General features: G+C 71.5%; 7 protein-coding genes and 1 pseudogene. 4 read left to right on the top strand and 4 right to left on the bottom strand.

Annotated features, from left to right (window positions below; translation table 11 throughout):
* The coding region (locus ACFYW7_RS28070; RefSeq protein WP_389507217.1) for an alpha amylase C-terminal domain-containing protein at positions 1 to 206 on the top strand (206 nt) is incomplete at its 5' end.
* A gap of 33 nt (positions 207 to 239) precedes the next feature.
* Here ACFYW7_RS28070 and ACFYW7_RS28065 read toward each other — a convergent pair.
* On the bottom strand, positions 240 to 1,667 hold the full coding sequence (locus ACFYW7_RS28065) for a M1 family metallopeptidase (protein ID WP_389507216.1): 1,428 nt from the start codon (positions 1,665 to 1,667) through the stop codon (positions 240 to 242).
* Positions 1,668 to 2,223: 556 nt separating this feature from the next.
* Between ACFYW7_RS28065 and ACFYW7_RS28060 the strand changes: the two genes are divergently transcribed.
* Positions 2,224 to 4,704, top strand: coding sequence for a phospholipase D-like domain-containing protein (locus ACFYW7_RS28060; RefSeq protein WP_389507213.1), 2,481 nt, complete (start codon positions 2,224 to 2,226; stop codon positions 4,702 to 4,704).
* Positions 4,705 to 4,909: 205 nt separating this feature from the next.
* On the opposite strand, the gene ACFYW7_RS28055 is transcribed toward ACFYW7_RS28060, so the two are convergent.
* A complete protein-coding gene (locus ACFYW7_RS28055; protein ID WP_389507211.1) occupies positions 4,910 to 5,698 on the bottom strand; it encodes a PIG-L deacetylase family protein in 789 nt (262 codons plus the stop codon).
* A 270-nt stretch (positions 5,699 to 5,968) separates the two neighbouring features.
* Here ACFYW7_RS28055 and ACFYW7_RS28050 point away from each other — a divergent pair, with 270 nt between their 5' ends.
* Complete coding sequence (locus ACFYW7_RS28050; protein WP_389507209.1) at positions 5,969 to 6,862, top strand: Gfo/Idh/MocA family protein; 894 nt, start codon at positions 5,969 to 5,971, stop codon at positions 6,860 to 6,862.
* 273 nt (positions 6,863 to 7,135) lie between these two features.
* Positions 7,136 to 7,708 (top strand): annotated as a pseudogene (locus ACFYW7_RS28045) (ATP-dependent DNA ligase); the annotation flags it as partial.
* A 95-nt stretch (positions 7,709 to 7,803) separates the two neighbouring features.
* On the opposite strand, the gene ACFYW7_RS28040 reads toward ACFYW7_RS28045, so the two are convergent.
* Both ACFYW7_RS28040 and ACFYW7_RS28035 read right to left on the bottom strand, forming a co-directional pair.
* Positions 7,804 to 8,172: a DUF6479 family protein gene (locus ACFYW7_RS28040; RefSeq protein ID WP_389507207.1), complete on the bottom strand. Its 369-nt coding sequence runs from the start codon at positions 8,170 to 8,172 to the stop codon at positions 7,804 to 7,806.
* 123 nt (positions 8,173 to 8,295) lie between these two features.
* Positions 8,296 to 9,114: a methyltransferase domain-containing protein gene (locus ACFYW7_RS28035; protein WP_389507204.1), complete on the bottom strand. Its 819-nt coding sequence runs from the start codon at positions 9,112 to 9,114 to the stop codon at positions 8,296 to 8,298.
* Positions 9,115 to 9,121: the final 7 nt, after the last annotated feature.

Genomic DNA, 9,121 nt, shown 5'->3' with positions numbered 1-9,121 from the left:
CCGTGCGGCACAACTACCGCCTCGGCGTCCCCGAGGACATCCCCGCCTGGCACGAGATCCTCAACACCGACAACCTCCGCTACGGCGGCAGCGACATCACCAACCCCGACCCGGTCAAGGCCGAGGCGATCGGCACGCACGGCCGCCCGACCAGTATCGAACTGACGCTGCCGCCGCTCGCGACGGTGTGGCTGCGGCCGGTCTGAGCCGGCCGCGGCCGCACCGGAGGCAGGCCCGTCTCAGGAGGAGGCGGGCTTGCCCTTCGTGAAGAGCCACGTGCGGAAGAGGCCCGAGAGGTCCTTGCCGGACTCCCGCTCGGAGAGCTCGACGAACTGGGCCGTCGTGCCGTGCCCGCCGCGGTGGCCGGCGGCCCAGGAACGCAGGATGCGGAAGAACACGGGATCGCCGACGGCCCGGCGCAGTTCGTGCAGGGTCATGGCGCCGCGGGCGTACACCGGTGTCTCGAAGAGGTGCTCACCGCTGCCGGGGTCGGCGGGCGGGAACGCCCACAGGTCCTTGTCCCCCGGGGTGGCGTACAGCGAGTCGAACGTCTTCTGCGCGCTCTCGCCGCCGTGCTGCTCCTCGTAGAGCCACTCGGCGTAGGTGGCGAAGCCCTCGTTGAGCCAGATGTCCTTCCACCTGGTCAGGGTGACGGAGTCCCCGAACCACTGGTGAGCGCTCTCGTGGACGAGGGTGTCCAGGTCCGGTGCGGAGTCGTACACGGGCCGCGTCTGGGTCTCCAGGGCGTAGCCGACCTGTGGTGCCCGGTCGACGATGGCTCCGGCCGCCCGGAACGGGTACGGCCCGAAGAGCTTGCTCTCCCAGGCCAGCACCGAGGGCAGCTTCTTCAGGACCGGCGCGGCGGCGGTCGCCTCGCGGGGGTCGACCGCGTTGTAGACCTCGATGCCGTCGCGGGTGGTGTACTTCTCGACCTCGAACGTGCCGACGGTCGCCGTGGCGAGGTAGGCCGCCATCGGCTCGGACTGCCGCCAGCGGAAGGTGGTCCGGCCGTCGGCCGTCCGCTGCCCGAGCAGGACACCGTTGGCGACGGCGGTGTGTCCCTTGGGGACGGTCAGCGTGAAGTCGTACGACGCCTTGTCCGTGGGGTGGCTGTTGGCCGGGAACCAGGTCATGGCGCCCTGGGGTTCACCGGCCACGAACGCGCCGTCGTCCGTGGGGATCCACCCGTCGAGGGAGCCGTCGGGGTCGGTGACCGGCTTGGGCTTGCCGGAGTAGGTGACGGTGACGCGGAACTCCTGGCCCTCGCGCAACGCGCCCCGCGGGGTGACGACGAGTTCCTGGCCTTCGCGCGTGAAGGACGCCTTGACGTGGTCGACGGTGACGCCGGTGACCTTCAGCCCGTGGAGGTCGAGGTCGAAGCGGGTCAGACGCTGGGTGGCGCGCGCGGTGATGACGGCCCTGCCGTCGAGGTGGCCGCCGTGCGGGTCGTAACCGAGGGTCAGGTCGTAGTGGTGGACGTCGTAGCCGCCGTTGCCCGAGAGGGGGAAGTACGGGTCTCCCGCGCCGGCGGAGCCCACGGTCCCGGCCGCCGTGGCCGGCCCGGCCGCGGTCAGCAACGCGACGAGGGCGACGGGGACGGCCGCGACAACTGCTTCGCGGCGAAGGACGGTTGTGCGTCGTGCGGCCTCTTGCGGGCGTGGTGTCACGTTCGCTCCTCCGGTTCGACGGTGATCACTCGCGCACAGCCTATGAGTCCGCCCTCCGGACATCCCTCACCTTCAGGTCAAAACTTGCGCCGGCACGGTGCCGGTGACCGTGGCGCTCCGGGGGCGACACCGACGGCTTCCGCATCGCGGAGGCGTCGTCCGCAACGGGCCGGGCAGCACCACCTCTCCCGACAACACCGAGGTGGAGCGGAGAACCCGTCGCCCCCGTACGTACCGACGGACTGCTGGAGCACGGTGAAGCCGGGGACCCCGGTGACACGGACGAGTTCCGGCGCGACGCCCCAGACGCGTACGGCGGCGTCGAGGTCCGCGCTGTCGGCGGCCGCCCCGTCCCGTCCCTCGCCAGGCGCTCGCCCGGAACCGGTCCCACGGCGTCCGCACCGGAGCCGCCGACCTCCTCGCCCCGACCTTCCCCGGCCCGAAAACCTGCCGGCCGTCTGACGCGGGACAAGCTGAACCGGATCGCGAAGTCCCGTTTCCCCAAGCCCCCTTGATCATCATAAGATTCGACGCACGACACCCGAAAGGAACGTGTGTGCGAATAACTTTGAGGTCTGCGGCGACGACGGCTGTCGCCGCGCTGGCGCTCTCCCTGCTGAGCGTTCCGGCCACGACGACGCCAGCCGTAGCGGCCCCCTCCACCATCGAAACCGTCTTCAACGACCCTGTCCGGGACGGCCCCGAGAAGTTCCAGATACCGACGAGGATCGTCGAGCTCGTCGACCAGGCCGCGAGCGGCACCGACCTCTACCTGTCGATCTACGGGCTCACCCGGCCGTCGGGCGCCGGTGCCCCGGACATCGTCCAGGCGCTGCTCGACGCGCAGAACGACCGCAACGTCAAGCTCCACATCGTCGGCGAGGTGGCCAACTCCTGGGGCACCGGCGCCTACGAGGAGCTGCACACCGCCATCGTGAGCAAGAACAACGGCGGAGACATCGTCCTCTGCGGGAACTCCTGCCTGGGCAACGGCAGTTCCGACGACGCCGCCATCAACCACCAGAAGTTCCTGGTGATCGACCAGCTGACCGACGGCACCACGAACGTCGTCGCGCAGAGCTCGGCCAACTTCGCCTACGGCCAGGGCGGCGAGCTGAACAACCTGGTCGTCGTGAAGGGCAACAGCTCGCTGCGCAACGCGTACGTCGACGAGTACCTGATGCAGCGCCAGTACAGGACCGTCTCCGGCACCCACACCCACGCCCCGGCGCAGGACATGCCGGAGGCCTCCGGGATGCAGACGTTCTTCTCGCCCCGGGACCCGTCCGCCGACCTGGCCGCGTACGGCGACTCGGACATCGCCGGAGCCATGATCGACAAGGTCGTCTGCTCGCCGTCTCTGACCACCGACCGGATCCGGATCTCCGGGGCCGGGCTGGACAAGCGCACCAGCCGGCCCGGCCTGTACGCCGCGATCGAGCGGGCGAAGAACGCGGGCTGCACCGTCGAGATGAACGGCCAGACCAACAGCTCCGGCGTCGACGACATGACCGCCCTCGACGTACCGCTGTACGGCAGCCGCGCCGGTGGGTGCCGCTACCCGACGGTGTCCTGCGGCCGCGGCATGGTCCACTCCAAGTACATGCTGCTGGAGTGGGTCGACGGCCAGGGAGTCCAGCACAAGGAGGTCCTCACCGGCAGCCACAACTGGACCAAGGGCTCCCTGGAGCGCAACGACGAGACGATCCTGCGGATCAAGGACGCCACCACGTACCAGGCCTACCTGGACAACTTCAACAAGGTCTACCAGGGCATGCTCGACATCGACGCCGCCAAGTACGGCTCGGCCCCCGACGTCGACCACTACCAGCGCGTCAACGTCACCGGCGACGGCGACCAGCACTACAGCGCGATGGCCGCGGGCGGCACCACCACCCCGTACCTGGCCGTGGTGTACGAGCACGGCGACCGCCACGACTCGTCCGACACCGAACTCGGCACCGACGTCTACATCCGCATGTACCGCAACGGCGTGCCGCTGTGGAACGAGAAGAAGCTGAGCACCAGCGGCACCAACAGCACCTGGTCCAACCAGAAGCCGGACGTCGGCGTCGACAGCAACGGCAACGCGATCGTGGTGTGGACCGAGGACACCGACGGCAACAAGGTCGGCAACATCTCCGTCCGCAAGGTGACCCCCGAGGGCACGGTCACGACTCTGCCCATGCCGTACGGCAACGCCGACGGCGACCAGCTGCGCCCGACGGTCGCCGTCACCGGCAGCGGCGGCTACGCCATCGCCTGGGAGGACGCCAAGGACGACGGCTCGAACTCCAACATCCGTGTCAGCGGCTACGCCGCCAACGGCACCGCCAACTACCAGAACGTCGCCGTCTCCGTGATCAACGCGGGCGTCACCACCGGCTCCAACCGCCGCCCCGACCTCGCCGTCGACGGCAACGGCAGCGCGGCCGTGGTGTGGGAGGAGGACGCCGACGGCAACGCCGCCACCAACATCGACCTCGTCGAGCTGAACAGCGCCGGCGCGGTGAGCATCCCGCGCAAGGTGGCCAACAGCGTCACCGCCGGGATGCAGACCAAGCCCGCGGTCGCCGAGAACGCCGGCGGCCAGATCGCCGCCACCTGGATGTCCGACGACACCGGCACCTCGCGGAACCTCTTCCGCGCCTTCGACACCAGCGGCACCGCGGCCGTCGCGGACCGTCCCGTCACCGAGGCGCCGGGCTCGAACGAGCCGCCGCTCGGCCCGCAGTACGACCCGGACGTCGCGATCACCAGCAGCGGCGACTTCGTGATCACCTGGAAGGAGACCTTCTGGAACGGCTTCAGCGACGCGTGGACCTTCGACGACGTGTGGGCGCGCGGCTTCAACGCCGACGGCACGACCGCCGGCCGCTTCCCCGCGAACCTGATGAACGTGGTCACGGGCGGCAACCAGGGCGGTCCGGCGGTGGCGGTCACGCCGACCGGACGGCTCTCCTTCACCTACTCCGACGACTACGACCAGAACGACTTCAACGAGGTCAGGCTGCGTGACGGCTTCACCAACCGATAGCCGACCGCGCCGGTGACCAGGGTGCGGGGACCTCACAGCCCCCGCGCCCCGGCCCCAGAACGCATACACCGGCACACCTGTACGGATGACGGCGGACCCCACCCAGGGTCCGCCGTCATCTGTGTGAGGAACCCGGTCACGACGTACACGGGCAGCGCCCGGCAGCCCGGACCGGAGACGGGCCCGGCACAGGGATCGGCCGTGCTCACATCCAGGGCGGCGGGCCGTCGGGGATGAGCTGGTGGACGTCGAAGAGGACGGCGGATTCGACACCCAGCGCGGATCCGCCCATGCCGGCCGCCCAGGTGAGGAAGGGGCGCGCCTCGAAGGCGCCCTCGCCCAGCCCCTTGGTGTACTCGGCGTGCGCCTCCAGCGAGGCGATGCCGCGTTCGAGGGGTTCACCGGTGACGTCGACGCCGTGCGTGGGCTGTTCCGGTCCGGCGAAGCACACCATCCGGATGCCGTTCCAGGGTTCGAGGCCCTCGTCGGCGAGTTCGGGGAAGATCCAGCGGTTCCCCGCGTCGCGGGCCGCGTCGAGGGTGGCCAGTCCGACGACCCGGTGGTCCGCCTGGTTGGTGATGCCGTCGATCATCCGCACCGTGAACGCGCCGGACACCACGACCTCGGGCCGGTGGCGACGCATCGCGCGCACGATCTCGCGGCGGAGCCCGGTCCCGCCCTCGACGACACCGTCACGGTGGTCGAGGAACTCGACGGTCCCGACACCGACCTGAAGGGCACCGGCCCGTTCCTCGGCCTCGCGCAGCGGCGCGGCCCGGTCCGGGTGCAGTCCGTCGATACCGGCTTCTCCCCTGGTCGCCAGGAGATAGCTCACCTGCTTGCCCTGCGCCGTCCAGCGCGCGACGGCGCAGGCGGTGCCGTACTCGATGTCGTCCGGATGAGCGGCCACGGCGAGACACCGTTCCCAGTCCTCCGGCAGCGCGGGCAGGCCCGCACCGCCCGCGAAGCCTGCTTTGTCCTGTGTGCGATCCATGTCCCGCATGATGACGCGTGACATCTCGGGACGGACAGAGGCGCGCCTTCCCCGTTCGTACGCCGGGCTTCCGCGCCCCGTGCGCGGGACACGCCCGCGGGCGCGCCCCTCGAGGTCCACCCCCCTGGTCGAAGCGCACGCCGGCATGGTGAAGTCGGTCCACACGTCCGATGATCCGGCGCCCGGCCGCCGCCGTTCGCCTCGCCCGAGGCACCGCCCGCCGGTCGGTCGACGGCACGTCAGGCCCCGCACACCGCAGAGGAGAAGCCCGTGACGACCACCTCGCCCGGCTGGACCCACGCACCCGTCCGGGTGGGGCTCGTGGGCGCGGGGCCCTGGGCCCGGGCCGTGCACGCCCGCGTGCTCGCCGCCGGACCCGAGACCCTGCTGACGGCGGTGTGGGCCCGCAGGCCGGAGGCCGCCCGGGAAACGGCGGCACCGCACGGCGCCGCCGTCGCCGCGACGTTCGAGGAACTGCTCGACACCTGCGAGGCGATCGCCTTCTCGGTGCCGCCCTCCGTACAGGCCGAACTCGCCCCGCGGGCCGCCGAGGCGGGCAAGGCCCTGCTGCTGGAGAAGCCGCTCGGGCTCGACCTGCCCTCGGCGCGACGGCTCGTGGACGCCGTCGACGCCTCGGGAGTCGTCTCCCAGCTCGTCCTGACGAACCGCTACCACCCGGCCACCCGGCGGTTCCTCTCCGAGGCGCGGGCGCTGGACGTCTCCGGAGCGCGGTCCTGTTTTCTCGGCGGTGCCTTCCTCGGCGGGGACTTCGCGACTCCCTGGCGTCTTGAGCACGGGGCCCTGCTGGATCTCGGCCCGCACGTACTCGATCTGCTGGACGCGGCTCTGGGACCGATCGTCCGGGTGCGCGCCACCGGGGACCCGAGGCGCTGGGTCGAGCTCACCTGCGAGCACGACGGTGGCGCCGTGAGCCAGGCCTCCCTCTCGGGGTCGGTCCACGTGGAGCGCGGCATCAACCGCGTCGAGCTGTTCGGCCGACACCCCACGCTGGTCTTCGACGGCGGCGCGCTCGACCACGAGGAGTCCTGGCCCGTGCTGCGCCGCGAGTTCGCCACGGCGGTCCGGTCCGGGCGGTCCGGGGAGCTCGACGCCCACCGCGGACTGCGTCTGCAGACCTTGATCTCCCAAGCCCTGCGAGGGTAGGCGGGGAGCAAGGGCCCCCGGTCCTCCGGCCACGGCCACGGCTCCCCCGACCGGAACTCCACGGGGCAGGGCTCCACAGGTCGGAGTGCCCGCAGGGCCGGGCCCGGCCCTGCGGAGCCGTTCAGGCGAAACGGGCCGCGGTGAAGCGTGTGGGGGCGGCGCCCCGTCGACGTAACAGCTGTGAACCTGTCGAATCTGCCGGGAGTGCCGGACCTGCCGCTGGTCGCGCCCATGCTCGCGACCCCCAAAAGCCTGCCGCCCGCCGGGCAGGACACGCGGCGGCGGGAGGTTCTGGAGGGCCTGTCCCTGGACGGCCCGTTCTGGTCGACGCCGACGGCGCTGGTGGGGCACGGCGAACGGGCCCTCCGGGCGACGCGGGAGAACGGGCTGGAGGGGCTGGAGGGGCTGGTCTGCAAACGGCTGGACTCGGCGTACGAGCCCGGCACGCGCTCGCGCTCCTGGATCAAGATCCGCAACCTGCGGACCGTGGACGTCCTCGTCGGCGGCTGGGTCCCCGGGAAGGGACGCCTGTCGGGGCTGCCCGGCACCGTGCTCATGGGGCGGCGGACCGTCGACGGGCTGCGCTACGTCGGGAGCGTGGGCACCGGCTGGAGCGAGGCCGAGTGGGGCGAACTCGCCCGGCTCCTGCGGGCCGCCGAGACCGGGCGCTGCCCCTTCGACACCCTGCCGCGCGCGGCGGAGGCGCGTTGGGTGCTGCCCCGACTGGTGGGCGAGGTCCGCTACAGCACCCGGACCCGGGCCGGACCGCTGCGCCAGCCGTCATGGCTGCGGCTGCGTCCCGACCTCGCCCCGGAGGACTCCGCGGCCGATCTCCCAAAGGCGTAGCCGGTCCCCCGGAGCCCCGCGGAGGCTCGGGTGCCTCTTCGGGAACCGCGCGAAGGGGCCGGCCGCGCGGGCGGCCGGCCCCTTCGCTCATCCGGTCAGGTCCTGCCGGGACCGCCGCTGCCGAAGGAACCGCTCGATCCCGGTTGCCAGCGCTTGCGATGCTGGTCATCGGCGTGTTTCGTACCCGCGGAGTGCATGTTGTACGGCATCAGCCGCTCGCTCTCGTCCGCGGCGTGCGGGACCTCGTCGGGTTCCCGCATCTCCCGTTCCTCGTGCACCGCCCCGGTCGCGGGCAGCTTCGGCTGCTCCTCGGGGGTGGGTGGGGGCGATTCCAGGTTCCGCACCCTGATGCCCATCCGGACGGCCCAGACGAGCGCACCGGCGATGACGAGGCCACCGATGAAAGCAGCGCCCGCGTTCAACGACGAACTTGCTGCGATCAGTTCATTGCTCGCGATGTTCATGGTGTTCGCGTACCCCCAATACCAGGGGAAACCTGCGTACTAGTCCGTCGACGACGGCCAGTCCATTGTATTCCGGATCATGCGGGACGCGCCGTCCCGATCATTCACGACGGTGCGTCCGGATCATTCCGGACGGTGCGCCACCGCTCCGAACATCGTCACGGACAGGTGCAGGCCGCCCTGCCGCGCCGCGTCCGTGAGCTCCTCGTACAGGCGGTCGCGCTGGGGCTCGCCGATGAGTCCACGGCTCAGGGCCGAATCGCCGAGCATGCGGATCAGCGGCCACGCGACCGAGGTGTGCTCCTGGAGCAGTGCCTGCGATCCGCGGTCGTCGATCACCATTCCGGCGGCGGTCAGCCGCCCCACGAGCTTGCGTCCGGAGTACGGGTCCGCGGCCGCGGACAGCGCGCCTGAGGTGAGCGCGGCGACCGTCTCGGGGTCACCGGGGTACAGGATCGTGGTCGCCCAGTCGGTGTCCAGCAGGGCGACCCGCCCGCCGGGGCGCAGCACGCGCGCTATCTCGAAGACGGCCTTCTCCGGCTCGACGAGGTGCTGGAGCACGCGTTCGCACCACACCACGTCGACCGTGGCGTCGGGCAGCGGCAGGACGAGGGCGTCACCGTCGGCGAAGCGGGCGGCGCTGCGCTCCTCGATCGCCCGCTGCTCGGCCACGGTCCGCAGGCCGGGGTTGGGCTCGATGCCGAGCACCCGGCCCCGGGGACCGACGGCCGCGGCGAGACGCCGGGTCTGCGAGCCGGTGCCCGCGCCGATGTCGAGCGCGCGCTCTCCGGGCCGCACGGCGAGTGCCGCGTGCGCCCAGGAACGCAGGCGCTGCACACCGTCGTTGACGTCCTGCGCATCCAGGGCACCCACCAGCCGGGTGGTGCTGTCCGCGCCGAAGTTCTGCGCGTGAAATTCCGAGGTAGGTCGCGTGTCCCCCATGGCGGCC

Source organism: Streptomyces sp. NPDC002580, from assembly GCF_042889485.1.
Taxonomy (GTDB): domain Bacteria; phylum Actinomycetota; class Actinomycetes; order Streptomycetales; family Streptomycetaceae; genus Streptomyces.
This window is presented reverse-complemented; position numbering and strand designations above follow the sequence as displayed.

Excerpts from the sequence above, each read along its gene's own strand:
- ACFYW7_RS28055 (WP_389507211.1), bottom strand. The coding sequence starts at position 5,698 with ATGGATCGCACACAGGACAAAGCAGGCTTCGCGGGCGGTGCGGGCCTG.
- ACFYW7_RS28040 (WP_389507207.1), bottom strand. The coding sequence starts at position 8,172 with ATGAACATCGCGAGCAATGAACTGATCGCAGCAAGTTCGTCGTTGAAC.
- ACFYW7_RS28035 (WP_389507204.1), bottom strand. The coding sequence starts at position 9,114 with ATGGGGGACACGCGACCTACCTCGGAATTTCACGCGCAGAACTTCGGC.